The organism is Edaphobacter paludis (assembly GCF_039993895.1).
Lineage (GTDB): Bacteria > Acidobacteriota > Terriglobia > Terriglobales > Acidobacteriaceae > Edaphobacter > Edaphobacter paludis.
In genome coordinates, this window is the sequence record NZ_CP121194.1 from 2442546 (window position 1) to 2468582 (window position 26037).

The window sequence follows — 26037 nt, forward strand, 5'->3', positions numbered from 1 at the left end:
CCTGCGTCATCGCTGACGAAACGGACGCATACGTCCACCTTCATCCTATCAATCGCTTTCCTCTTGAAGATCCGCCAAGTCTTTCGCCTGCTGTCTATGAAACACTGTTGGCACAACGAACCAAGGAGAGCAGCAAATGTCAGACATCGGAGTTGCAGTCATCGGATTCGGCCTCGCCGGACGCGTCTTCCACGCCCCCTTCGTCCATGCCGTCCCCGGCCTCAAGCTCGAAGCCATCGTCCAGCGCCACGGCGACGAAGCCGCAAAGGCCTATCCCAGCGCCCGCATCCTGCGTTCCGTCGAAGAGGCCCTCACCGACCCTGCCATTCAGCTCATCGTTGTAGGTACCCCCAACGAGACCCATTTTCCTCTCGCCAAACAGGCCCTCCAAGCAGGCAAGCACGTCGTCATTGACAAGCCATTTGCCACCACCAGCGCCCAGGCGCGCGAACTGATCGACCTCGCCAAAGCCAACAATCTCGTCCTTGCCCCGTACCACAACCGCCGCTGGGACGGCGATTTTCTCACCGTCCGCAAGCTCATCGACCGGAAGGCCGTAGGCAGACTTGTAACCTTTGAAAGCCACTTTGACCGGTTTCGCCCATTGCCCCGTGAGGCTACATGGAAGGAGTCCGGCAACCCAGCCAACGGAATGCTCTTCGACCTCGGCCCCCATCTCGTCGATCAGGCGCTTGTCCTCTTCGGTTCGCCCCAGGCCATCACCGCCAGCGTCCGTAAAGATCGTGACGCCACCGATATCGAAGATGCCTTCGACATTACCTTGCACTATCCCAGGCTGCTCGCCCACTGCCGAGCCACCATGCTGGCCTGCGACAATGCTCCCCGCTTCCTCCTCCACGGAACCCACGGCAGCTTCAAGAAGTACGGCCTCGACCCGCAGGAACCGGCACTGGTAGCCGGAGCCAAGGTCCCACGCATCGGTGACCCCAAGCAATGGCTCGCAGAGCCTGAATCCGAGTGGGGAACCCTGACCGTAGCCCCTAACCCAGCCGATCCAGGAACACTGACCCGCACCCCCATTAAGACTGAGCTGGGCGACTACCGCAACTACTACGCCAACGTGCGCGACGCCATCAACGGCACGGCCCCGCTGGAGGTCAAACCCGAAGATGCGTATCGCGTTATCCGTCTGCTCGAAATGGCCCGTGAAAGCTCCACCGAAGGTTGCACCTTGCCTGTAACCTTTTAGTGGTATTAGCGCTGGTTACATCAGGGGCACGGCTTCGGCTGTGCCCCTTTTTATTGCCTATGACCAATCAGCAGGATTGCCCATAGGTAGCTGAAGCCCCATGCTTCCTGAAATAGTGGCGATCCAGCAGCGCCTGCGACACACCCTTGCACTGTGCCTCCAAAGTCAATGTGCGATAAGCCATCCGCGCCACTGCCTCCAGCACCACTGCATTATGCGCGGCATCATGCGGAGTCCTTCCCCAAACGAAGGGAGCGTGACCCGCCACTAAACAGGCTGGCACGGCCAGAGGATCGATTCCCTTGAAGCGATTGACGATCGCCAGCCCCGTTTCATGTACATACCGCCCGCCGATGGCCTCGTCGGTAAGCTCTTCCGTCACCGGAACCGGGCCGTAAAAGTAGTCAGCATGCGTTGTTCCCAGTGCGGGAATCGCCATTCCCGCCTGCGCAAAGCTCGTCGCATACTCCGAGTGCGTATGCACGACTGCGCCGATATCGGCGAATTCCCTGTAAAGCAGCGTATGCGTATCGAGATCGGAGGATGGCCGCAGCTTGCCCTCGACGATCTTGCCCTCCAGATCGGTCACCACCATATGCTCTGGCCGAAGCTCATCATAATCAACGCCGGAGGGCTTGATAACCACCAGTCCCTGCTCCCGGTCGACGCCGCTGGCGTTACCAAACGTATAAAGGACAAGCCCCCGCCGAACCAGTTCAAGATTGGCCTCAAGCACCGACTTCCGCAATTCTTCAAGCAACATAGACAGCTTCTCCCTTGGCAAATCCGCACGATCTTATAGAAGACCTTCAGAATATCTGAAACGCCTATGCAGATGCGTTCCCTTGATAGAGTAAGGAAATGAGCAACGAGCAGAAAACAAACGCCCAATCTCTCCCCCGCGGATTTCAATGGGGTGCAGTCAAAGCTGGTATCAAGGCCAGCGGAAAGCTGGATGTCGCGGTCGCCATCGCGCCCAAGACCGCAAACGCAGCGGTCATGTTCACAAAAAATCAGGTAGTTGCAGCACCCATCACCGTAGGGCGCCGCCATCTTCGGGCCACTGGCGGACGAGTAGCAGCGGTACTGGTAAATGCCGGCAACGCAAACTGTGCCACTGGCCAGGCGGGAATCGAAGGCTGCGTCCAAACCTGCGTCGCTGCAGCAGAGACATTTCACTGCATCTTCGATGAGGTCTTCCCTTCCTCGACCGGCATCATTGGTGTCCCCTTTCCGGCTGAAAAGGTCGTTGCCGCTCTGCCAGCCGTCCAGGCTACGCTGGGCGATACTCCCGACCACGCGGAGTTGTTTGCTCAGGCCATTATGACGACCGACACGCGCATGAAGACAGCCCGCGCCGTCGTCGACGTAGACGGAACCGAGGTCAATATCTGGGGCGCAGGCAAAGGAGCCGGAATGATCCACCCACAACTCGGAGCTCCGGTTGGCCCTCCACACGCCACCATGCTGGTCTATCTCTTCACCGATCTGGCAGCCGGAAGCGAAGAATTGAATAAGCTGCTCGCGCCTGCTGTAGAGCGAAGCTTCAACTGCATCTCGATCGACGGCGACACCTCGACCAATGACACCGTACTGCTTTTGGCCAGCGGGGCCAGCGGCGTCCAGCTCACCGAACGAATAACCGAGCCTTTCGCTAATGCGCTGAATCTCGTCTGCGGCTCTCTTGCACATCAGATTGTCGACGACGGTGAAGGCGTAAGCCACGTCGTTACACTCCACATCACCGGGGCACGCACTGAAGCAGAGGCAAAGCAGGTAGCCAAAGCGATTGCCCACTCCCCGCTCTGTAAAACCGCCTGGTCAAGCGCTGACCCTAACTGGGGCCGTCTCCTTGCCGCTGCCGGATATAGTGGAGTCGAGTTCGATCCTGCAAAAGTAAATATCAGGATCGGCGTCCAACCAGTCTTTGAACTTGGAATGCGGTCGCCGCTCTTCGATGAAGCTGCCGCTCACGCAGTGATGCTGGAACGGGAATACACCATCACGTTGGACCTGGGTCAAGGCAGCGCGGAGTGCCAATTCATCACCTGCGATCTCACCGCGGAATATGTGCGGATCAACGCAGATTACTCCACATAGAATTTATTTCTAAAATCATCTCGGGGGAGCGATTATCAGCTATCCATTCGCAGATTTCCCTTGAAAACCCGGTAGCAAGTGACGTTTATGCCCCAAGACGACTATCCTAGACACAGTGCATTTTCGAGCGCTGATCTACGACCCCGGCGATCGGGGATATAAGGACTGCTTATGACCATGAAACTTGAAACTCCGGCCCAGATCGACTTTTCAGAAGAAGTGTCCGAGTGGATTGAGGCGTTCGACGACGTCATTGCGAGCGACTGGGAGCACGGTGCGGAACTGCTGGGAGCCCTGCGACAGAGAGCGCAGCAAGCCGGAGTGCCAACGCCAAGTGAGCTGACCACTCATTACCTGAATACGATTCCCAAGCACGATGAGGTTCCCTATCCCGGCGACAGAACGCTTGAGCGCCGTGTCGAAGCCCTCATTCGCTGGAACGCAATGGCGATGGTGCATGGGCAAAATAAAAAAGATGCCGGTATCGGCGGCCACATCTCGACATATTCCTCTCTTGCAACCCTGCTTGAGGTTGGCTTCAATCACTTCTTCCGCGCAAAGTACGGAGAGGAGCCTGGCGACTTTATCTACTTCCAGGGCCACGCATCCCCGGGCGTATACGCCCGCGCCTATCTCGAGGGACGGTTCGACGATGAACACCTCAAAAATTTCCGCCATGAGCTACGTGATACGCCGGGCCTAAGCTCCTATCCCCACCCATGGCTGATGCCGAACTTCTGGAACTTCCCCACGGTGTCCATGGGCATCGGTCCTCTGAACGCCATCTACCAGGCGCGCTTCATGCGTTACCTGGAACATCGCAGCCTCATTAAGCCAACCGACCGCAAGGTATGGGCATTCGTCGGCGACGGCGAAACGGACGAAGTCGATACACTGGGCGCGATCTCTGTCGCCGCGCGCGAGAATCTCGACAACTTGATTTTTGTGGTGAACTGCAACCTGCAGCGCCTTGACGGGCCGGTGCGCGGCAATAAACGCATTATCGACGAACTCGAAGGACACTTCCGCGGAGTCGGATGGAATGTTATCAAGGTGATCTGGGGCTCCGATTGGGATGCGCTCTTTGAGCGTGACCACACCGGCCTGCTGCTACGCCGCATGGAAGAGTGCGTCGATGGCGATTTCCAGACGTTCAAGGCAAAGGACGGTGCCTACCTTCGCGAGAACTTCTTCGGTAAATATCCGGAACTGCTGGAATTGGTGCGCGATATGACCGACGAGCAGCTTGAACGCCTGCATCGTGGTGGTCATGATCCTGCGAAGATCTACAACGCTTACAAGCGGGCAATGGAGCATAAGGGCGGCCCGACAGTCATCCTGGCGAAGACCGTCAAGGGTTACGGCATGGGCTCGTCGCAGGCACGTAACGCCACGCACAACGAGAAGAAGATGGTCGACTCCGAGTTGGCGGCATTCGTAAAGCGGTTCGACATTCCCATTCCCGAAGAGGCGGCAGCACACGGCACGCCCTATCGCCCCGCGCAGGACGCGCCCGAGATCGCCTATATGCAGGAGCGGCGCCGGGAACTAGGCGGCCACATGCCGAAGCGCGAGGTGCCGAAGTTGGACTTCACCGCACCCTCATTGGATTATTTTGCTGAATGGACGGGCGGATCAAACAAGCGCGCCGTTTCGACGACGATGGGCTTCGTAAGCATTCTTCGCCATCTGCTGAAAGACCCCAAGATCGGCAAACTGATTGTGCCGATTCTCCCCGATGAAGGCCGCACCTTTGGTATGGAATCGGCGATTCGCCAGGTAGGCATCTATGCGCCCGAGGGCCAGAAGTATAGCCCCCACGATGCCGATATGCTGCTCTACTACCGTGAGGCGCAGGACGGCCAGATTCTGGAAGAAGGCATAACCGAGGCGGGATCGATGGCGTCCTTCACGGCGGCAGGTACGGCGTACGCTAACTACAAAATCCCGACGATTCCCTTCTACATGTACTACTCGATGTTTGGATTTCAACGCATCGGAGACATGGTATGGGCGTTTGCGGACGCACGCGGCAAGGGCTTCCTGATGGGCGGCACCGCCGGCCGCACGACCATGCTTGGCGAAGGCCTGCAGCATCAGGATGGACACAGCATCGTGCTGGCCAGCACAGTCCCGACCTGCCTCACCTACGATCCAGCGTTCGTCTATGAGCTCGCTGTCGTGGTGCAGGACGGCATTCGCCGGATGTATGAGAAGGGCGAAGACGTCTTCTACTACATCACCATGTACAACGAAGACTATGCCATGCCCGCAATACCGGAAGGCGCAGCCGAGGGCATTCTCCGTGGAATGTACAAACTGAAACCGGCTGCCGAAGGGGAAGCGGTAGCGCAACTCTTCGGAAGCGGAACCATCCTGAACGAAGTGCTCCGGGCGCAGGAAATTCTGGCAGCGAAATACGGCGTCCAAACCAACGTCTGGAGCGTAACCAGCTATACCGAACTGCGGCGCGATGCCTTGGCCGTGGAGCGGTGGAACCGCCTGCACCCTGCAGAGAAGGAACGTCAGAGCTATTTGCAGACGACGCTTGACGGGACGCAGGGCCCCATCATTGCAGCGAGCGATTATATGAAGGTGGTGCCCGATCAATTGTCGCCGTGGCTCACCAGCAGGCTGGTATCGCTGGGAACTGACGGCTTTGGACGCAGCGACAACCGCGAGCATCTGCGCCGGCATTTTGAAGTAAACGCAGAGTCCATCGTTGGAGCAACGCTGTCGAAGCTCTCTCGCGAGGGCAAGTTCAAGCCGAAGCAGGCACAGAAAGCATTGGCAGAGCTCGGTCTTGACGTTGAGTCTGCTGATCCTGCTAAAGCCTAGCTTCAACGATTGAAAGAATATTTTGAGATCGAGGGTTCCTCACGGAGCCCTCGATTTTTGCAGAGCGATGCATCGACGGGGAGATCTCATTTGAGCGAAACAGCGCCGCACGAAAATCCATTAGTGCCCAACAAGAAGCTTCGGCAGATCTACACAGCAATGGTCGAGGCAAGGTTGCTGGACGAACATATCGCAAAGCTACAGCGCAAAGCGAAATCGAGGCACCGGCTGTATTCCACATCTGGACAGGAGGCGTGCCGGGTAGCTACAGCGCTCGAACTGAACCCTGGTGACCTGGTCAGCGATCTTCAAGTCAGCGCAACGATGGACCTTCTCTTTGGGACTTCGCTCGCTCCTCTCCTCCGTCATGTCGCAGCCGTTGTCTCTGGCACCCAATCCCGCACTACGCTCTTATCAGAAGAATTGACGGCGAAACGTCAATTGCCCTGGACCGACGACGCAAGCGACCGCCTGAAGATGGCACTCGGCGCGGCCCTTGCTTTCAAGACCCTCAAACAGGACAACATTGTGGTGGCTTACACCCATCATGCAGACTTGCCGAAACGATCGTGGAATCAGGTTCTTGCGCTGGCGGCGGAGCTGAGTCTGCCAATCATTTTTGTAGTTCTTCCTGAACCTGACATCAAAAAATCCCCGGCTACAAACATCTGCGCGAAGGCGAGGTCGGCCGGCCTCCCGGGAATTCCCGTGGATGTAAACGACGCTGTGGCGCTGTATCGCGTTGCACAGGAATCGATTGGACGAGCCCGCGGAGGTGATGGTGCAGTCTTGATCGAGTGCATTTCTTACCGGCCAGCGGGGCAACGAAGTAACAAAATCGACGATCCTATCCTTCACATGAAAAACTTTATGACGGGACGCCAGGTTTGTAGTGAAGATTGGGCGGATCACGCTGGTGATACTTTTCGTAAAAATTTGGCAGCATCAATCGTTAAGTCTTAAACCTGCCATCAACTACTGCACATCTAAGTCAAATGACAGAAACGATACACTGTCATAGCGATCTAAAAAGAAAAGTTTGAGGTGCGAGTGCGGAAAAGAGTCTATCTTCCTTTTGCGGTTATGGTTGCGTGTGCTGGGTCAGTTGTATTTGCGCAGACATCAACGGCCCCATCGCAACCACAGCCGGCCATGCCCGCCTATGCGCCACAAAATCAGACCGAGACGCCGGCAATAGCGCAGCCCCAGAAGGCCCCTCAGCCCGTCGTGCCGCCGGCAACCGCTTCGCCGCAAAATCCCTTCACCGCCTATGTACCTTACGGACCACTCGATGAAGACAAATTGCCGGACCACTACGGCTCAACGTACATTCCTGTAGATAGCTGGGTCTATCCAGCCATGACCCGCCTCTACTCCATGGGATTTCTAGACACTATGTTTCTGGGAATGCGTCCTTGGACGCGCCGTAGCGCTCTGCACATGATCCAGGAATCGAAGTACGACATCATCAACAGCAACAACGAAGAGGCGCAGGATATCCTGGCGAAACTTTTGACCGAGTTCGATGCGGAGGTCCCTTCAGGATTTACGAAACGCGGCGCGGTCTATGGATTGGAGTCCACCTACACGAGGTTTATGGGAGTCGGTGGCACCACTCTGCGGGACAGCTATCACATCGGTCAGACAATCAATAATGATTACGGGCGCCCGTATCAATCCGGGTTCAACAACATCACTGGTTTTTCGACGGTAAATGAGCTAGGACCGTTTTCACTCTATGTGCGCGGTGAGTACCAGCACTCGCCATCTGGGGACGGGTACTCTCATGCTCTGGCAACTCAGCTTTCGAATATCGACGGAATCCCATATACCCCTCCCAATGAACCTCAGGCCACAATTCCTGCCGGCCCTATCTCCGCACAGAACCCTTTTCGCCTGGTCGAAGCTTCTCTTTCCTTTCATCTGCTTGGCCACGAGATTTCAGGAGGCAAGACAGACGCTTGGCTTGGGCCAGCGGCTGGCGGAGCAATGGCGTGGTCCAACAATGCGGAAAATATCTATTCCTTACGCGTGAACCGCGTTGAGCCTCTGAACGTCTTTTTGCTGTCTAAGCTGCTCGGACCGCTACGGTACGACTTCTTCATCGGAAGCCTCAAAGGACATACCTCTCCCAACAGCCCATGGGTTCACTCTGAGATGTTTTCTTTTCGCCCGACGGTAAACTTTGAATTTGGTTTCCAGAGGACAATCATCTTCGGCGGCGAAGGCCACGAACCTGTCACGCTGCACACCTTTCTCCACGGCTTCTTCAATCTAAGTGATACAACCGAAGCTGTTAAATACTCCCGCAATGACCCCGGAGCCCGCTATAGCGATTTCAATTTTTCTTATCGCCTGCCCTTTGTGAGACGTTATGCCACCTTCTATGTAGATTCGATCGCACATGATGACGTGACCCCCATTAGCGCTCCCAGGCGTGCTGCCTTCCGTACCGGTCTCTACATCTCTCAGCTTCCGAAGCTGCACAAGCTGGATTTCAGGGTTGAGGCCGTTACGACCGATCCAAAGGTGACCAGAAGTTATGGAGGCCAGTTTAATTATTTTGAAATAGTTCAGTTGCAGGGATATACCAACAAGGGATATATCATGGGCGACTGGATTGGCCGCGAAGCAAAGGGCGGACAGGCATGGTTGACGTACCACCTCTCCGGCGACGAGTGGATTCAGTTGGAATATCTCAACAAGAAAACGCCCAAGGACTTCATCCCGGGCGGTACAACGCAGAATCAATTCAAGGCCAGCGTGGTGAAAAGGCTGAAGCCAGATCTGGAGATGAATGCATGGGTTCAGTACGAAGGATGGAAGGCTCCCATTTACAAATCCGGACTGCAGAAAGATACCACCGCCGCAATCCAATTAACGTGGTTCCCTAAGTTACATTCTTATCCTCAGCGATAGCGAGGTTGAGAAATCATCAGCAGCGCCAGGTTTCGATATTCCCTGTTCTTGCTCGGCGTTATCGAGACCCGGCGCTGACGCAGTCTTTGAAATACTGCAAAGAGCTCTGCAGGCCTTGGCGGAGGCTAACCTTTGGTTCCCAGCCGAGGAGAGTCTTCGCTTTTGTAATATCGGGGCAGCGGCGGGTCGGGTCATCCTGCGGGAGGGGTTTCGCTATGATCTCGCCCTTCGTACCAGTAACATCTAGCACCTGCCGCGCACACTCCAGAATGGTCCATTCATCGGGATTACCAATGTTCACCGGGAGATGCTCATCCGAATCAGCGAGCAGAACGATTCCCGCGATCAGGTCGGACACATAGCAGAAGCTGCGTGTCTGTGACCCGTCACCATAGATCGTCAGAGGTTCACCACGAAGCGCCTGGGACATAAAGTTGGAGATCACGCGCCCATCATTAATCTGGAGGCGTGGCCCATAGGTATTAAAGATGCGGACAAGATGCGTATTCACCCCGTAATAGCGGTGATAAGCCATCACAACAGCCTCAGAGAAGCGTTTGGCTTCATCGTAGACAGACCGTGGCCCAATGGGATTGACGTTCCCCCAATAGGTCTCAACCTGCGGATGCACTTCGGGATCGCCATAGCACTCCGACGTGGAAGCATGAAGGTACCCGGCGTTGTATTTTCGTGCCAGATCCAACGTATTGACCGTTCCCGTCGAACCGACAGAAAGTGTCTCGACCCCAAGCCGACTGTAGTCGACAGGGCTGGCGGGCGAGGCAAAATTGAAGATGAAGTCAACTTTTCCGGGATCGAAGGACTTGCAGATATCCTGTTCCTCAAAGCTGAAACGAGATTCTCCAGTGAGCTGCCTTAGATTATCCGTGCTTCCCGTGCAGAGATTGTCCACTCCTACGACCGTATGTCCGTTGGCCAGCAAAGCATCACAGAGGTGAGAGCCCAGAAAACCTGCGGCTCCGGTGACAAGAATCCTTTGAGGCATTAATCTTTGTTACCTTTCTTTATCTTGTAAATCGACCCCGTCCCATCGGAGAAGCGCCATAAAGTCGATTACACCGTGCTCGAAACGGAGGCCTGCTTTACAGGATACGAAGCAGGACGTCCGATGCTGAGATAAGTGAATCCATGCTGCGCAGCGACATTAGGATCGTAGAGATTGCGGCCATCAATGATGATGGGATAACGCATGATCTTGTTCAATTGCTCGAGATCGAGTGAAGCAAACTCCGGCCAGTCCGTCAGAATCAGCAAAGCGTCGGCATCCTCGGCCGCTTCATAGGCGCTGCCCGCGTAACGCAGCCGGTCACTGGCCGGAAGCGCTTCCTGCGCGCGCTTCATCGCGGCAGGGTCAAAAGCTGTGACGGAGCAGCCTTCAGCGAGCAGCATCTCGACCAGATCGATGGCCGGCGATTCCCGAATGTCATCCGTCTCCCCCTTAAAGGCCAGACCAAGTACACCGATTCGTTTCGTGCGCAGTGTCCATAAAGCAGATCGAACCTTCGCCAGAAAGCGCTTCTTTTGCTGAACATTGATCTTTTCCACCTCGCTCAAAAGGTTGAAATCGATGCCCATCTGCTCAGCCACGGAGCGAAATGCGGCTACATCCTTGGGAAAGCACGATCCCCCATAACCAATGCCAGGACGAAGGAACTTTGGCCCAATGCGGCTGTCTAATCCCATTCCGAGAGCAACCTGTTCGACATTCGCGTCGGCAGCCTCGCACAGATTCGAAACAGCATTGATGAAGGAAATTTTCAATGCGAGAAATGCGTTCGAAGCATGCTTGATGATCTCGGCACTCTTCGTCGAAGTAAGCAGCAGAAGCGGTGGCTCCGTTGAACTGCAGTGCCCTTCGATGGCGTCCGGGCGCTTGTAGTATTCGCCGTCCGTCAATGGGGCATAGATGTCCTTCAGCAACGCTGAAGCTCGCTCGCTATCAGACCCCACCACAATGCGGTCGGGATGGAGAAAATCGGCAACCGCAGTTCCTTCACGCAGAAACTCCGGATTCGAAACTACGTCAAACAGAGTGCGGTCAACTCCATTGCGTTCAATCGCCCGCCGGACCCATTCATTGGTGTACACAGGAACAGTGCTCTTCTCAACGATCACCTTGTAGCTGGTGATGGAGCGTGCGATTTCACAGGCGACCGCCTCGACATAGGAAAGGTCCGCGTCGCCAGCCTCGCTTTGAGGTGTTCCCACGGCGATAAAAATCGCGTCGCACTCACGAGTCGCCTCACCAAGGTCCGTCATAAAGCGGATCTTCGTATTACGGTACCGTTCGAGAAGCTCTGGAAGGTGATTTTCATGAATAAGCGTGTCACCTCCTTGCAGGGCTGCGACCTTGCGATCGTCATTGTCCACACAAATAACCGTGTGACCCATTTCTGCAAAGCAAACCGCGGCGACCAACCCCACATAGCCCGATCCAACAACCGCAATTTTAGAGTTTTGATCCATCATTCGCCGAAAAATACCTCATTTCTAACAATATCTGATTTGATGAGTTTTGGCTTCATTCGCCCACACAGAAGTCGGGAAGCAATCAATTTCCCGCATGATACGCGCACTCTAGTAGACTACAGGTAATGTCTTTCCAAAATACGCAGCCTTTGCCCGGCGGGGACATCGCGGGGAACGCCCCCCCCGGATTCAGTACAGCTGGCGCTGACAACACATTGTCTGAGGCGATTCTCACGCTCAAAAAGCGGCGCTGGATCGTGATCGTAGCTGTGCTGCTCGGTTTTGTGTATGGAATTTATAAGGCCAAAACGCAGCCAAAGCTGTACAACGCCTTCGGACAGATCCAGGTCAGGTCAGGTTCCTCCAATGAATACCGTATCGACGCAGCGGCGGCGATGGGCGGGAGCACCGACACGGCCTCGAAGATGCTGACCGAGATCCAGATACTCAAGAGCGACACGTTAATGTTGACCGTCGCTCGCGAAATGGATCTGGCGAACAATCCCAATTTTCTCGAAGCAAAAGGGCCGATCGGGCATAGCAATCTGGATGATCCCGCAGTACGTCAGGCGACAATAGGCAGACTACAACACAACCTGCGCATTACTCTGGTTCCGAAGACAGAGATCATCAACATCAGCTACAGCAGTCTGAACGCCAAGCTCGCTGCGGATATCGTGAATAAGGTCATCGCGGCTTATATCCAACGCAGTTATGAAACAAGATTCGCATCGACCCAGCGGGTCTCGCAATGGCTCTCAAGCCAGTTGGATGACCTGAAACAGCAGGTCGAAACGTCTCAGGAACAAATGATGGAGCTGCAGAGGCGTCTGGGCATTCTGGGATTCGATCCTAATCACAACCAGATAAGCACCTCATTGGAAGATCTCTCCAAGGCGGCCGGCGACGCTAAACTCGCCCGCATCATCGCGGAGTCGCGATACCGCGTCCTTAGCGGCATGGACCCGGATTCAATGGAAAGTTCCATCGACACCATGCCCGGCGGAGCTCCTGCGGAGTTGAACCAGCTTCGTATCCAGCTTTCGACAGCTAAAGCAAATTATGCCCAGATGGAAGCAAATCTCGGGCCGAATCACCCGCAGTCGAAGTCGTTGAAGGCCCAAATCGCCGAACTCACCAGCGCAGTAGACAAGGAGCAGACTCGCCTGCTGCTGCAGGCAAAAGAGAACTACGTTGTCGCTCGCGCGAACGAAAATCAGACCAATGCCGCTCTCGAAGCCCAGAAGGCTGACGCCTATAAGCTGCGCGACGATCTCATCGAATACACACTTCGTCAGCGCGAATTCGAATCGAACCGGACCCTCTATGAGGGTCTCCTGCAAAAACTCCGCACCGCTGGGGTCGAGGCTGGCCTGGAATCGATGGAGATTGACATCGTCGATCCGGCCATGCCTCCAGCCCATCCCACTCTCAAATCATCATCAAAGATGGTCCTCGTAGGTGTGATCTTCGGCCTGATCGGCGGAATCATCGTCGCCTTCCTGATGGACAGTCTGGATACCGGTTTGCGCACCATCGCGGAGGTCGAAAGTGTCACGGAGCTGCCGTCCCTCGCAGTAATTCCGCGCGCACGAAGGACATCGCCCGAACAAGGTGCTTCGATGACGACGGCGCAGAAAAACCTCATCGTCCTCTCACAGTCGAAATCGCAATTTGCAGAGGCCTTCCGGTCCCTCCGAACTTCGCTGCTTCTATCCACCACCGGCCACCCGCCAAAATTTATTCTGCTCACCAGCGCCACGCCTTCTGAAGGCAAAACCACGCTCTCGACTAACCTCGCCTGCATTCTGGCGCAGGGAGATGCGCGCGTCCTTCTGATCGATGCGGACCTTCGCAGGCCCAGCGTTCATCATCGTTTTGGAATGAGCGGCAAGGTAGGATTGACGACCATCCTCACCGGGGCGACCTCGCTTGAGAACGCCGTCCAGAATATCGCCGAGGTTCCAAATCTCGACATTCTAGCCGCCGGGCCAATGCCGCCTTTCCCATCCGAAATGCTAAGTTCGCATGCGATGGATTCGTTGCTGCAACACTGTGGCGATCTCTACACGCATGTGCTTCTCGATACGCCACCGATCCTTTCCGTCACCGATGGCGTCGTCCTCGCGCGTCACGCCGATGCCGTGGTGCTTGTCGTTCGTCACGGAAGCTCGAGCAAGAATGTAGTGCGTCGTGCACGAGATCTTCTGGTACGCTCGGCCGCCCCGCTTACTGGCATCGTACTCAATGCCGTCGATCTAAATTCTCCTGATTATTATGGATACTACGGGTATTCAGGCTATTCCTATTCCAGCGCCGATTCGGGAAGCTGGGAGCCCCAAGGTACGTCAGAAGTACACAATCGCAGGTCCGGGGAGACTGAATGATGAGAAAACAGGATCATCTCAGCCTCGTTAGCGGTAATCCGCTATCGCGGTCACACGTCATCCGAAGTCTGCCATTTTTAGCGGCAGCGATGCTTGCTTTATGTCTTTATCCCTCCCAGGCATCCGCTCAGTTCAGTGGTCCCGCTATCGGAATCTCTCAACCGGTTAATCCGAAGGTCACACCAACCACCGATCCCGCAATCCTCTATCCCGCAAGCCGCGATGTCATTCTCCAGCAGGGAGACCTCCTGACTGTCCAGATCTACGGGATGACCGACTACACGCCCGCTGTGCGAGTCAGCGTCGACGGCACCGTCCAACTTCCTTTGATTGGCAGCCTGCATGTCGAAGGGCTTACTCTACATCAGGCAGAACACTTGATCGCGGAACGGTTAACGAGTGCCGGGATGTATCGCGATCCGCAAGTGACAATTCAACTTCCCGAAGCACCCAACCAGGTCGTCACGCTCACTGGCGAAATGCATGGCAACATCCCCGTGGCAGGTCAGAAGCGGCTACTTGATGTCTTGTCGGCGGCAGGTGGGTTGCCCTCCACTGCAAGTCACACCATCACCATCGACCGGCCCGGTATTGCGCAGCCGATTGTTGTGGATCTCGGGACCGATCCTGCCAAAAGCGCGAGTGCGAACGTACCTGTTTTTCCAAGGGATACCATCGTCGTTTCCCGCGTCGGAGTCGTCTACCTGCTTGGAGCATTCAAAGTTCAGGGCGCTATTCCAATGCAGCAAAATTCACCGCTGACTCTTATGCAGGCGACGGCTCTCGGGGGAGGCGATGGATATCAGGGCAAGATGGAGGATCTGCGAATTATCCGGACAGAGGGGTTCGATCGTAAGGTCGTCCGCGTCAATCTCAGGAAAATCTACGATGGCAAGGAGCCGGACCCAGTGCTACAGGCGGATGATATCGTTCTCCTTCCCACCAACGCGATGAAGGCAGCAATCAAGAATGGGGGCGTTGCCACTTTGATAGGCATTGGCTCTCTTCTGCTCTACGCGACTCGCCCATAGGCGTTTGGTTAAACCACTTTTTACCGATGTTCGACTAACTAAGAAAAGTTCGCCCTGTGGCTTCCTAACGGTCAAGGCCAAAAGAATGACAAAAAAAGTAAAGCTTGCCTATCTTGTAAGTCATCCGATTCAATATCAGGCACCCCTGCTGCGACGAATTGCGCAGGAGCCAGACATCGAACTGACTGTCTTTTTTAGTTCCGACTTCTCGGTTCGAAGCTACAAAGACGAGGGTTTTGGGGGCGTAGGTGTCAAATGGGATGTGCCGCTCCTGGATGGTTACCATCATGAATTTCTCCCTGGAATTCGCGAGAACGCCACAGTTGGCGTTACCCGTCCACTCAGCTACGGGATTCTCAAGCGTTTACGCGGAGGCAAAGACGAGTCCCCCTTTGACGTAGTGTGGGTTCATGGATACTCGACCGTCAATGCGATGCATGGAATCCTGGCGGCGAAAGCGTTGGGAATACCAGTCCTGCTTCGCGCCGAATCATGGTTGAGGGATCGAGAACGCACAGGTCTCAAGCTGGCAGCAAAGCACCTTTTTTTCAAATTCCTCAAGCAGTGTATTGATGGAGTCCTCCCCATTGGAACGCTAAACTCTGCTTATTGGCGCCATTATTTAGGTGATGATTTCCCGCAATATCTGATGCCCTACGCTGTCGACAATCACTACTTTCAAAGACGTAGTCAAGAGGCGATCCCGCATCGCGAACAGCTGCAAAAGGAATTGAATCTTGATCCATCCAGACCCGTCATTCTTTTCGCCTCAAAGCTGCAAAGTCGTAAACGTTGCGAAGACCTGCTTACCGCATACCTCAACCTATCCCCCGGCCCCGGACAGGATCCACGTCCGTACCTCGTGATCGTCGGAGATGGCGAAGAGCGCGCCGCTCTTGAAAAGAGGGCTGCGGATAGCGGATGCAGCAGCATTCGCTTCTGCGGGTTCCGAAACCAGTCAGAATTACCAGGATTTTTCGATATCGCGACGATATTTGTTTTGCCCTCCCGCCACGAGCCGTGGGGATTGATTGTGAATGAAGTAATGAACGCAGGTCGCGCCGTCATCATCTCTGACGATGTCGGATGCCAGCCGGACTTAGTTACCGATGGGGTTGAAGGTTGCATATTCCCCGCCGGGAACGTCGCTGCGCTTACAGATGCGCTGCAAAGAGCTTTGGCCACCCCGGAGACAGCCCAACTCATGGGAAGACGCGGATTGGAACGAATCCAGACGTGGAGTTATGAAGAGGACATCGTAGGTTTGCGAAAGGCAATTGCACAGACCACTGGCAAGATAATCGCCTGAGCGATGTCTGATTTTCTCCGTTGTTTTCTACAAAAGATCGCCTGCGATGCTTTCAGAAGGTGAATGACTGATGCGTATTCTTCACATCATGGGGACCCTGGACCCGGCCGCCGGCGGCCCCTCCCAGTCCGTGCGGGTACTGATGAGCTATGCATCCATCGGCTACGTCGGCGAAGTAGTGACACTCGACGATCCTGAAGCCCCGTGGCTCAAGACCCTCGCATTTCCGGTTCATCCGCTTGGCCCCGTTGGCTCAACCTACGGTTTCAATCCCAAACTAGTGCCATGGATCAAGGCCAACCGCCATCGCTTCGACGGCGTCGTCGTGAATGGTTTGTGGCAGTATTGCGGTCTTGCCGCACGGCGCGCCCTCTCCGGAACCAACACTCCCTACCTTGTCTTCACGCACGGAATGTTGGACCCCTACTTCAAACATGCCTTCCCGCTGAAGCACGCCAAGAAGTGGCCTTATTGGCTATTGGCAGAATATTGGAACCTGCGCGGCGCATATCGGGTCCTATTCACATCGGAGGCGGAGAAGCAGCTCGCCGAAGAGAGCTTCTGGTTGCATCGCTGGAATCCTTATGTCGTTCCTTACGGTGCAAAGGGACCGGCCGGCGACCTCGAGGCGATGAAGCAGATCTTCCTGGATCAATGTCCGCAGGTGAAGGACAAGCGCTACCTCCTTTTTCTCGGACGAATCCACCGGAAAAAGGGCTGCGACCTGCTGGTCGATGCCTTTGCAAAGGTCGCCGCCGCCGATCCTGAACTCCATCTCGTGATGGCCGGTCCCGATCCCCAACAGTGGAGCGCCGAATTGCAGCAGACGGCGTTCAAGGCAGGTATCGCTGACCGTATCCACTGGCCCGGCATGATTACCGGCGATGCGAAGTGGGGTGCCTTTTACGGGGCCGAGGCCTTCATCCTTCCGTCCCATCAGGAGAACTTTGGCATCGCAGTCGCCGAAGCGATGGCCTGCGGCACTCCCGTCCTTCTTTCCGACAAGGTGAACATCGCCGACGAAATCGCCAACGACGGCGCAGGATTCATGGAACCGGACACGCTTGACGGAACGCTCCATCTACTGCAACGCTGGATCGCAACTTCGCCGCAGCAACGCGAGCAGATGGCACAGCAGGCACAGCGCAGCTTCAAAGAGCGTTACGATATGCAGCAGACCGCAAAGACAATCATTCAGCTGTTCGAAGCAGCAAACCATCATTCTTAAAGATCGCTGACCACCATGCCCAGGCAGATTCACTACAACGCAAATGAGCACATCTCGCCCGAGACCGCTGCCGATCCTTATCTCCGCCCAGCCTTTTCTACCAGCAACCGGATGCGTCGTGTCATCTGGAATCTCTGCCGGCTTCTGCTTTATCGAACTTCCCCACGGCCCCTCCATTCCTGGCGATCCTTCCTGCTCCGTTCCTTCGGAGCCACGATGGGACCAAACTGCCATTTCTATCCGGGGTCAAAAGTATGGGCGCCTTGGAACCTCACCTGCGCAGATCAGGTAACCGCCGCCGACGGCGCAGAGATCTATAACCCTGCGCCCATCATCTTTGGCTCTCACGCGATCCTCTCGCAGGACGCCTACATTTGCGGTGCCACTCACGACTACGACGACGCAGCATTTCCCCTGCTCGCATACGCCATGAGCTTCGGCGCATACGCCTGGATCTGCGCCCGAGCCTCGGTCGCACCTGGAGTCAATGTAGGCGAAGGCGCCGTACTCGGGCTGGGCTCCGTCGCGACCAGAGACCTCGCACCCTGGACGGTCTATGCGGGAGCGCCTGCCGCCAAAGTCAAAGACAGGCAGCGATCCCACGAAGTCTGATAAACGCCCGAAAATCATATTTTGAAAAGCGAGACTTCAGTCCAGGCGCAATTCCGTGCAACGACTGAAGAACTTTTCTCGAACCCAATGTGCCTTTTCGCCGCCAGTTTAGCTGCGTAATTTTGCCAGCAGGTCCGTCGGATGAACGGGCTTGGCCAGAATCTCAAACTCATGGCCCTGGGTGCGCGCCTTCTCCAGAAGATCCGCCGTCGCAGCCTGTCCGGAGAACAATAAAATCTTGCACTTCGGCAGCTTGGTGCGCGTAATGATTGCTGCTTCAATTCCCGTCATGCCAGTCATAATGACGTCGCTGATGAGCATGTCCGGCTGAAAGCTGTCGAGCGTTTCAACCGCCGTTTCCCCGCTGAACACCGCACGCGCCTCAAAGCCCGCCTGATTCAGGATAATCGCGAGAGTATTGGCAATCACCTGTTCGTCATCGGCGACAAGTACTCTGGGCTTAGGCGTAGTGGTGGATGTCGGATCTGCCATGCTTGTATGTCCTCAAGTCAAAGATTCATCGTTCAGTTGTAAATGCAACTGCGCCAGCTTGCTTTTACTTTTTGTCTATAAGCTAATGATACGCTGACCGCAGTGTTGATAGACGGTTGACGCGCCCGAATTCAGCGATCAAATTCATAATATTAGAAAAAAATATGCAGCCAGTGATCATACGTGCCGAACAGGTCGAGAAATACTATCCGCAGCCGAGCGAGAACCGCATCCAGGTTATCTCTCCCACTGACCTCTCCATCTCTGCGGGCGAAATCGTCGCGCTTCTCGGCCCCTCAGGCTCCGGTAAATCCACGCTGCTGCGAATGTTGACCGGTCTGTCGGCCCCCTCTGCCGGCGTCGTTTACTGGCACGAAAAGCCAATTTCCACCGCCGACGTAAATGTTTCTATCGTCTTTCAAAGTTTCGCGCTCTTTCCCTGGCTCACCGTCCTTGAAAATGTCGAGGCGCCTCTCAAGGCCCGCGGCATGGAAGCCACCGAAAGGCGCAAGCGCAGCCTCAAAATTCTCGACACCGTAGGCCTCGACGGTTTCCAGGCAGCCTACCCGAAGGAACTCTCCGGAGGGATGCGGCAGCGAGTTGGCTTCGCCCGCGCCCTGGTAGTCGAACCGGAGGTCCTCTTCATGGACGAGCCCTTCTCCGCCCTCGACGTCCTCACCGCCGAAAACCTCCGCAGCGAATTGCTCGAACTCTGGCAGAAGAAGACCATCCCGACCAAGGCCATCTTTCTCGTCACTCACAACATCGAAGAGGCCGTTCTGCTGGCCGACCGCATCATAGTGCTCGGCCGCAATCCCGGCCATGTGCGAACAGACTTCAAGGTCTCGCTGTCTCACCCCCGCGACCGCAAAACAGCGGCTTTCACGCAGTTGGTCGACTACATCTACAAGGTCCTCACCCAGCCCGAAACCAAGCCGCCCGCTCTGCCGCGACTCGGCGGAAAACCATCTCGAAACCAGCGTCAGATGCACTACCAGATGCTTCCCCATGCCCGCCCCGGCGGCATCGCCGGCCTGCTCGAACTTGTGCTCGACCACGAAGGCAAAGACGACATCTACCGTCTCGCCGACGACCTCGCCTTCGAGATTGACGACCTGCTCCCCATCGTCGACGCCGCGCAACTACTCGGCTTCCTCACCGTCACCGAAGGTGACGCCGCCATCACGCCAACCGGCGCAGAGTACGCCAACTCCGAGATCCTCCGCCAGAAAGAACTCTTCCGCACTGCGGCACTAGAGAACGTACTTCTGCTGCGCCAGATCGTCCGCGCCCTCGAGGCCAAGAGCGACCGCTCCGTCCCTGAAGAGTTCTTCCACGACATGCTTGACGAGCAGTTCAGCGAAGACGAGACAATCCTGCAACTCGAAACCGCCATCAACTGGGGTCGTTACGCTGAACTCTTCGACTTCGATGTCTCCCGCAGAAGATTCATCCTTCACGAAAAGCTCAATGAGTCCGAGCCCGAAAGTTCCGCGGAGATCGATGCATGATCAATCTGCCGGACAGCTTCAGCAGTGACCGCAGCCGGGAGATCTTCGCCCGCTCGCAGGTGCTCAAACGCAGTTGGCCCTTCGTCCTCGATCTCGGGGTGGCAGGCCTCGGCCTCGCCTGTTTCTACGGCGTTATGCAGATTGCGAAGTACTGGTTCGGTCATCCTGAACCCGAGATCGTCATCTCGCTCAGCCCCCACGCCCTGCCGCGTTACGCCTTTTACTCCGTAGTCCGCATCGGCCTCGCCTACGTGCTCAGCCTCTTCTTCGCCGTTGGCTATGGCTACGTCGCCGCCTACAGCAAGCGCATGGAGGCCTTCATGATCGCTGGCCTCGACATCCTGCAATCGATCCCCGTGCTAAGTTTCCTGCCCGGAGTGATGCTCGCCATGGTCGCGCTCTTCCCCACGCGGCAGATCGGCCTGGAGATGGGTGCAATCGTCCTCATCTTCACCGGTCAGGTCTGGAACATGGCCTTCAGCTTCTACGCCTCCATCAAGAGCATTCCCCGCGAACTCAGCGAGGCGTCGAAGATCTACAAATTCTCTCGCTGGCAGCGCTTCATCCAGCTTGAACTTCCCTACTCCGCCATCGGCCTCGTCTGGAACTCGATGGTCTCCGTAGCCGGCGGGTGGTTCTTCCTCATGGCCTGCGAGATGTTCAAGCTGGGCAAACACGACTTCCGTCTCCCCGGTCTCGGCTCCTATCTGCAAACCGCCGCCGGCGCTGGAAATTACAGGGCGATCACCTGGGGCCTGCTCACTATGATCGCCATCATCGTCGCCACCGACCAGCTCATCTGGAGACCGGTCATCGCATGGAGCGACAAGTTCAAGTTCGAGCAGGTTGAAACGACGGCGCGTGTTCGCTCCCCCCTGCTGCACCTGTTCCAGCACTCCCGCGCCCTTCGCAGCCTGAAACGGCACACCATCGAACCATTGACCGAAGGCGTCTACCGCCATCTGGCAGACTCTCGAAAGGAGCGTCTGATTCGGCAGATAGCCAGTGATTCCGACGCACCCCTGGGACGAAATAAACTGGCATCCTGGCTGCGCGTATTGATTGTGGCTATCGCAGTTGCCGCCGTACTGTATGCGGCATGGCAAGCGGTTGGCCTGCTGCGTCAGGTGAATCACGGCCAGTTCGGCGAAATCCTGAAAGGTGCGATGGCCACCTTCCTCCGCGTTAATGTGTCCCTTGTTCTGGCCGCCTTATGGACGATCCCTGTTGGAGTGGCCATCGGCTTCAATCCCAAACTCGCCCGCATCGCCCAGCCTCTGGTTCAGGTAGTCGCCTCCATCCCAGCGCCCGCGCTCTTTCCAGTAATACTGCTCGCACTCATCAAAATCGGCGGCGGCCTCGGCATCGGCTCCATCGTACTAATGATGCTCGGAACCCAGTGGTACGTATTGTTCAACGTCATCGCCGGTGCGATGGCCATCCCCTCCGACCTGCGCGAAGTATCGACCCTCTTTCGCTTCACCACCATTCAGCGATGGCGCACCGTGATCCTCCCCGGAATCTTCCCTTTTCTGATTACCGGCATGGTCACTGCATCCGGTGGAGCATGGAACGCCAGCATCATCGCGGAGTACTTCAGCCTCAACAACCACACCTATCAAACAGTAGGCCTGGGAGCAATCATCAGTGCCGCGACCGACAGCGGAGAATTCCACATCCTCCTCCTGGCAACCATCGTCATGGCCCTGATGGTAGTTACCATCAACCGCCTGGTCTGGCGGCCTCTCTACCGCCTCGCTGAAACCCGCTACAAACTCGACGGCTAAGTTGCAATAGCTGATCTGCGTCGCTACCTCTTCTGCTTAATCGTTTGTTCTAGGAAGTCCTTCTCCTTTACCGATTAAATTTTAGATAGCCACTCTATCGATAAATGCCCATAATCAATTTATGCCGTCTATGACTGAGGAATCCAGCCAACCGCCCAAAAACTCTCCCCTCACGGTGGGCCCAAGCATTGACAATCCTGGCGGTTTTACTCATATTCCAGCACTCGATGGCGTCCGCGGCCTTGCGATTCTCTTAGTTCTCTTCCATCACCTCTTCTGGTCGAATTCCAATACAGGCAGCCGAATCTTCGATTTCCTCACGCGGTTCGTGCGTCTTCTTACGTTGGCGTCAACCTCTTCTTCGCACTCTCTGGATTCCTGATTACAGGCATCCTGCTCGACACGCTCCATATCTCCCATTTCTTCAAGACCTTCTATGCTCGCCGTGTGCTTCGTATTTTCCCCCTTTATTACGGCGTCCTCTTGCTAATGCTGTTATTCACGAGACCGCTCCATCTTCTTTGGAACGGCTGGCAGTACTTCTTCCTGACCTACACATCGAACCTTGTGCTTTGGTCCAGGCCGCCTCTTATCCTGCCGCACTTCAACATCAATCACTTCTGGTCACTTCAAGTTGAGGAACAGTTCTATCTCATCTGGCCTTTAATCATCTATCGCGTTCGCAAGCTTCAAAGCCTCATTCGCATCTCCGTGATCACGTGTGTCATTGTTCTCTTGATCCGAGTCGGCTTGGTGGCTGCGCGACCCTACTTTCATAACATCTACCTGACATCTACGCCGACTTTCTCATGCGTAGATAACCTGCTCTTCGGTTGCTGTCTTTGCTTCCTCTTACGTACTTCAATGCGTCATAAAGTGTTCGCGTTGGCCCCTCGCGTTCTAGCGGGTTGCGCCGTTGTTCTCTTGTGCGCCGCTATTCTGAATCACGGCCTCATATGGGAGACGAGCATATTCATCCCAACACTGGGCTTCAGTCTAATCGGCATTGCCAGCGCTTCCATCATTGCCATGACCCTTCGCGCTGGCTCCCATACCGAACATTTTTTCAACAATGGAGTTCTTCGTTTCTTTGGCAAATACAGTTATGGACTCTACGTCTTCCACTACACGCTTGATCTAATTCTGACTGGGCCGATACGGGACTTTATCGATGCGAGGTTTCACAGCAAAGCCTTGGGCGTCCTTGTGGGTGCGATCGTCGTGACACTCGCGAGTATAGCCGTCGCGCTCCTCAGCTATCGCTTTTACGAATCGCGTTTCCTTCATCTGAAAAAGTACTTTAGCTACAGCAAACCCGATGTCCTAGCGAATCGCTAGAAAAGCTCCAGCATATGGGACTTTCCCTGCTCCCCGACTCTCTCCTCAGTGGGTGAAGTGACAGCTTGCTACCCCTCACTCAACGAGCCCTCACCCCCGGCTTCCAGAATGCAAACACAATCGCCAGCAGCGGCGGAGCCAGCAACACCCCCCAGAACGGGATAATGATTCCCAGCACAATTGGCCCCAGGAAAGCGGCCCACCACGGCACCTTCGTCGTCCGATGCAAAATATATGGCCCAATCACCAGCCCTTCGAGAATCACAATCACGCCATAAAGCCCCAGCACCAGCCCCAGCCGCCATTCATCATGTCCGCTGAACGCCACCGCCAGCACCGGCCCAATCAAAGCAATCATGCCGCCGAATGTTGGAATGATCTGTAATAGCCCACCCAAAATGGCCCACAACGGCGCAAAGGGCACACGAATCAGCTCCAGCCCAATCAGCCAAAGGACACCGACGATCAGCGCATCCAACGTCGCTGCCCGCCACCAGTTCACCAGCGCGTTACCCGCGGTTTTTATATGATGTGAAACTCGGTTGCCATTCCCAGGCTCCATTCCAACCTCATCCCTATCAAATGCATCTGAACTGTTGAAACAGAACTATAACGCAAGGCTTGCGTATGGACACAGTCTTCGCGGGGTGGGCCTGCCTTTTCAATCGCAATACAACGGAGATCAACACCATGGCCGTAATGATGCAGGCTTTCTATTGGGATGCCCCGAAAAATGAAAAGAAGGAAGGCGAATGGTGGAACTTCGTCGCTGAAAAAGTAGAGGATCTGAGCAAAGCAGGCATAAACGCTTTATGGCTTCCTCCTGTCTCCAAAGGTTCCAGTAATCAATCCATGGGCTACGACCCATATGACTACTTCGATCTCGGCGACTTCGATCAGAAGGGCGGCGTGAAGACCTTCTTCGGTAACCGCGCCGAACTCCAAGCGCTCATCGCAAAGGCCCACGAACATAATATCGGCCTCTACGCCGACATGGTCATCAACCATAACTCCGGCGCCGACGAAGAAGAGGTCAATCCCCTCGACGGGCAGAAGCGCTGGACGAAGTTCGCCCCCAAAAGCGGCCGCTTCCCGCGCGATTGGAACTGCTTTCATCCCAGCCGCTACGAGCGCGTCATGATGCCGGACGAAGAGAACTATGCCGGCTTCCCACACCTCTGCCACCGCAATCCCGTCGTCTACACCGCAATGTTCGACTATGCGCGAATGCTGATCGAAGAACTCGGCTTCGATGGCTTCCGCTTCGACTTCGTCAAAGGCTTCGGTGCATGGATGATCGGTATTCTCTCCAAATATCGCTACGTCAAGGATGGCGCGGAGTTCATGCCTTACGTTGTCGGCGAATACTGGTCAGGCGCTGAAGACATCAACGCCTGGATCGACAAGGTCAATGCCCTCACCGACAATCAGATCTCCGCCTTCGACTTCGCTCTCCGCTACAAGCTCAAGGATGTCTGCGACACGCCAAACTACGATTTACGCAATCTGACCGACGACGGCGCCGTCGTCATGAAGCGCCCCATGCACGCAGCCACCTTCGTCGACAATCACGACATGGGCGACAACGTCATTGTGAACGACAAGATGATGGCGTACTCGTTCATCATGGTGCATGAAGGCTATCCCTGCATCTTCTGGTACGACTACTACAACAATGGCCTCGCACGCCCGGGAACGCCAAATGGCATCGACGCGCTCATCCAGGCACATGTCAAGTACGCCGGCGGCGACTCCCAGATCCTCCACGCCGATCCCGACCTGTACATCATGCAGCGTGTGGGATGGAAGGACGACAAGACGGAGCAGCCCGGTCTGATCTACGTGCTCAATAATCTTGGCAATCAGTGGTCCGGCACGTCGGTCAAAACCCAGTGGAAGAACCAGAAGTTCGCGCCCATAGCCTGGGACGGCCACGACACCGCCCATCCTGACGAGCGCACCACCGACGGCGACGGCAACTCCGAGTTCCCTGCCCCCCCCAGAGGGTTCGCCATCTACGCTCCCGTCTAAATCAGTTGGAAGCATCTTGGCGATGCTATCCTTAAGCCATGAAGTTTGGCGTTCTGGTCTTCCCCGGCTCCAACTGTGACCACGACACTTACCATGTCGTGGAGACGATAGCCCAACAACCCGTTACCTACCTGTGGCATGCGTCCGAAGACCTTCAGGGATGCGATGCGATCCTCGTCCCCGGCGGCTTCGCCTACGGCGACTATCTCCGCACCGGAGCCATCGCACGCTTTGCTCCGGTGATGCAGGCCGTCAGCCGCTTCGCCAAAAATGGCGGCCTTGTCATGGGCATCTGCAACGGTTTCCAGATCCTCTGCGAAGCGGGCCTGTTGCCCGGCGCGCTCATGCGCAACGCCAGCCAGAACTATATCTGCAAGCAGACTTGGCTGCGGACAGAGACAACCGATTCCCCCTTTACCCACGGCCTCCGCAAGGGCCAGGTGCTGCAGATGCCTATCGGTCACATGGAAGGCAACTACTTCTGCGACGCTGACACTCTGGCAGCGCTGAAGCAGCAGGATCGCATCGCCTTCCGCTACGCCACAGCTGACGGAGAGGTTACCGCCGCTGCGAATCCTAATGGCTCGCTCGAAAACATCGCAGGCGTGCTCAGCGAAGGCCGCAACATCCTCGGCATGATGCCGCACCCGGACAGGTCCAGCGAGACTTTGCTGGGCTCTGCAGATGGGTTACTGCTCTTTCAGTCCATGGCACAGTCTCTGGCGACCGCACAATAATTCTGTCCTACCGCCGC

The 26037-nt window shown here is 55.8% G+C and carries 20 protein-coding genes; 15 read left to right on the forward strand and 5 right to left on the reverse strand.

Annotated features, from left to right (window positions below; translation table 11 throughout):
• The first annotated feature begins 136 nt into the window (after positions 1 to 136).
• Positions 137 to 1210, forward strand: a complete 1074-nt coding sequence (locus P4G45_RS10135; protein WP_348266362.1) for an oxidoreductase — start codon at positions 137 to 139, stop codon at positions 1208 to 1210.
• A 67-nt stretch (positions 1211 to 1277) separates the two neighbouring features.
• Here P4G45_RS10135 and P4G45_RS10140 read toward each other — a convergent pair whose 3' ends face one another.
• Complete coding sequence (locus P4G45_RS10140) at positions 1278 to 1973, reverse strand: L-ribulose-5-phosphate 4-epimerase (protein ID WP_348266363.1); 696 nt, start codon at positions 1971 to 1973, stop codon at positions 1278 to 1280.
• A 98-nt stretch (positions 1974 to 2071) separates the two neighbouring features.
• On the opposite strand from P4G45_RS10140, the gene argJ reads away from it, so the two are divergent.
• The 4 genes from argJ (at position 2072) to P4G45_RS10160 (ending at position 9067) form a co-directional block, all read left to right on the forward strand.
• The gene (gene argJ, locus P4G45_RS10145) at positions 2072 to 3310 is read left to right on the forward strand and encodes a bifunctional glutamate N-acetyltransferase/amino-acid acetyltransferase ArgJ (protein ID WP_348266364.1); all 1239 of its coding nucleotides are present in this window, start codon (positions 2072 to 2074) and stop codon (positions 3308 to 3310) included.
• A gap of 171 nt (positions 3311 to 3481) precedes the next feature.
• Positions 3482 to 6148, forward strand: a complete 2667-nt coding sequence (gene aceE, locus P4G45_RS10150) for a pyruvate dehydrogenase (acetyl-transferring), homodimeric type (protein ID WP_348266365.1) — start codon at positions 3482 to 3484, stop codon at positions 6146 to 6148.
• Between the two features lie 90 nt (positions 6149 to 6238).
• Positions 6239 to 7111, forward strand: coding sequence for a thiamine pyrophosphate-dependent enzyme (locus tag P4G45_RS10155; protein ID WP_348266366.1), 873 nt, complete (start codon positions 6239 to 6241; stop codon positions 7109 to 7111).
• 189 nt (positions 7112 to 7300) lie between these two features.
• A complete protein-coding gene (locus tag P4G45_RS10160) occupies positions 7301 to 9067 on the forward strand; it encodes a capsule assembly Wzi family protein (protein ID WP_348266367.1) in 1767 nt (588 codons plus the stop codon).
• Between the two features lie 58 nt (positions 9068 to 9125).
• On the opposite strand, the gene P4G45_RS10165 is transcribed toward P4G45_RS10160, so the two are convergent.
• Positions 9126 to 10073, reverse strand: coding sequence for a UDP-glucuronic acid decarboxylase family protein (locus P4G45_RS10165; RefSeq protein WP_348266368.1), 948 nt, complete (start codon positions 10071 to 10073; stop codon positions 9126 to 9128).
• A gap of 68 nt (positions 10074 to 10141) precedes the next feature.
• Complete coding sequence (locus tag P4G45_RS10170) at positions 10142 to 11554, reverse strand: UDP-glucose/GDP-mannose dehydrogenase family protein (RefSeq protein ID WP_348269246.1); 1413 nt, start codon at positions 11552 to 11554, stop codon at positions 10142 to 10144.
• 128 nt (positions 11555 to 11682) lie between these two features.
• Here P4G45_RS10170 and P4G45_RS10175 point away from each other — a divergent pair, with 128 nt between their 5' ends.
• From P4G45_RS10175 to P4G45_RS10195, 5 genes are all read left to right on the forward strand, one after another.
• Complete coding sequence (locus P4G45_RS10175; protein ID WP_348266369.1) at positions 11683 to 13944, forward strand: polysaccharide biosynthesis tyrosine autokinase; 2262 nt, start codon at positions 11683 to 11685, stop codon at positions 13942 to 13944.
• Positions 13941 to 14975 carry a polysaccharide biosynthesis/export family protein gene (locus tag P4G45_RS10180; protein ID WP_348266370.1) on the forward strand — a complete coding sequence of 345 codons (1035 nt, stop codon included), beginning with the start codon at positions 13941 to 13943 and terminating at the stop codon, positions 14973 to 14975. Before P4G45_RS10175 ends, P4G45_RS10180 begins: the two co-directional genes overlap by 4 nt.
• A 4-nt stretch (positions 14976 to 14979) precedes the next feature.
• Entirely contained in the window at positions 14980 to 16284 is a 1305-nt protein-coding gene (locus tag P4G45_RS10185; protein ID WP_348266371.1) for a glycosyltransferase family 4 protein, read from the forward strand.
• A 70-nt stretch (positions 16285 to 16354) separates the two neighbouring features.
• On the forward strand, positions 16355 to 17512 hold the full coding sequence (locus P4G45_RS10190; protein WP_348266372.1) for a glycosyltransferase: 1158 nt from the start codon (positions 16355 to 16357) through the stop codon (positions 17510 to 17512).
• A 15-nt stretch (positions 17513 to 17527) separates the two neighbouring features.
• On the forward strand, positions 17528 to 18124 hold the full coding sequence (locus P4G45_RS10195) for a putative colanic acid biosynthesis acetyltransferase (protein ID WP_348266373.1): 597 nt from the start codon (positions 17528 to 17530) through the stop codon (positions 18122 to 18124).
• Positions 18125 to 18232: 108 nt separating this feature from the next.
• On the opposite strand, the gene P4G45_RS10200 is transcribed toward P4G45_RS10195, so the two are convergent.
• On the reverse strand, positions 18233 to 18616 hold the full coding sequence (locus P4G45_RS10200) for a response regulator (protein ID WP_348266374.1): 384 nt from the start codon (positions 18614 to 18616) through the stop codon (positions 18233 to 18235).
• Between the two features lie 164 nt (positions 18617 to 18780).
• Between P4G45_RS10200 and P4G45_RS10205 the strand changes: the two genes are divergently transcribed.
• The 3 genes from P4G45_RS10205 (at position 18781) to P4G45_RS10215 (ending at position 23252) form a co-directional block, all read left to right on the forward strand.
• Positions 18781 to 20127: a nitrate/sulfonate/bicarbonate ABC transporter ATP-binding protein gene (locus P4G45_RS10205; protein ID WP_348266375.1), complete on the forward strand. Its 1347-nt coding sequence runs from the start codon at positions 18781 to 18783 to the stop codon at positions 20125 to 20127.
• Positions 20124 to 21914 (forward strand): ABC transporter permease subunit, encoded by a 1791-nt coding sequence (locus P4G45_RS10210; RefSeq protein WP_348266376.1) that lies wholly within the window; start codon positions 20124 to 20126, stop codon positions 21912 to 21914. Before P4G45_RS10205 ends, P4G45_RS10210 begins: the two co-directional genes overlap by 4 nt.
• Positions 21915 to 22190: 276 nt before the next feature.
• Entirely contained in the window at positions 22191 to 23252 is a 1062-nt protein-coding gene (locus P4G45_RS10215; protein WP_348269247.1) for an acyltransferase, read from the forward strand.
• Between the two features lie 79 nt (positions 23253 to 23331).
• Here P4G45_RS10215 and P4G45_RS10220 read toward each other — a convergent pair whose 3' ends face one another.
• Entirely contained in the window at positions 23332 to 23814 is a 483-nt protein-coding gene (locus P4G45_RS10220) for an AI-2E family transporter (RefSeq protein ID WP_348266377.1), read from the reverse strand.
• Between the two features lie 65 nt (positions 23815 to 23879).
• On the opposite strand from P4G45_RS10220, the gene P4G45_RS10225 reads away from it, so the two are divergent.
• Positions 23880 to 25283 carry an alpha-amylase domain-containing protein gene (locus P4G45_RS10225; RefSeq protein ID WP_348266378.1) on the forward strand — a complete coding sequence of 468 codons (1404 nt, stop codon included), beginning with the start codon at positions 23880 to 23882 and terminating at the stop codon, positions 25281 to 25283.
• 38 nt (positions 25284 to 25321) lie between these two features.
• The gene (purQ, locus tag P4G45_RS10230; RefSeq protein WP_348266379.1) at positions 25322 to 26020 is read left to right on the forward strand and encodes a phosphoribosylformylglycinamidine synthase subunit PurQ; all 699 of its coding nucleotides are present in this window, start codon (positions 25322 to 25324) and stop codon (positions 26018 to 26020) included.
• The last annotated feature ends 17 nt before the right edge of the window (positions 26021 to 26037 follow it).